Consider the following 519-nt stretch of genomic DNA (forward strand, 5'->3'; position numbering starts at 1 on the left):
GCGTTATTGATAGCAGTTTGGTCTGTTAAGTTTTTGATGCTATTGCTAGAAGAGTCGTCATTTGTGAATAACTCTTTAACAGCTTTAGAAGCAGCGTCTTGACGGTCTTTTTCTGCTTGAATAGCAGCATTTTTAGCGTCAAGTAGGCTCTGAGCTTTAGCAATGTCTTGTTCTAAAGCCGCTTTGACAGTAGGATCAGTAACTTTGTCTACCAAAGCTTTCGCGTTATTGATAGCAGTTTGGTCTGTTAAGTTTTTGATGCTATTGCTAGAAGAGTCGTCATTTGTGAATAACTCTTTAACAGCTTTAGAAGCAGCGTCTTGACGGTCTTTTTCTGCTTGAATAGCAGCATTTTTAGCATCAAGTAGGTTTTGAGCTTTAGCAATGTCTTGTTCTAAAGCCGCTTTGACAGTAGGATCAGTAACTTTGTCTACCAAAGCTTTCGCGTTATTGATAGCAGTTTGGTCTGTTAAGTTTTTTGATGCTATTGCTAGAAGAGTCGTCATTTGTTGAATAACT

General features: G+C 38.3%; 1 protein-coding gene. It reads right to left on the reverse strand.

Annotated features, from left to right (window positions below):
* On the reverse strand, positions 1-519 hold a 519-nt coding region (locus PROCOU_RS17925), incomplete at both ends, for a toxin Cry1Ac domain D-VI-related protein (protein WP_244266351.1).

This window comes from Listeria rocourtiae FSL F6-920, assembly GCF_000525975.1.
Taxonomy (GTDB): domain Bacteria; phylum Bacillota; class Bacilli; order Lactobacillales; family Listeriaceae; genus Listeria_A; species Listeria_A rocourtiae.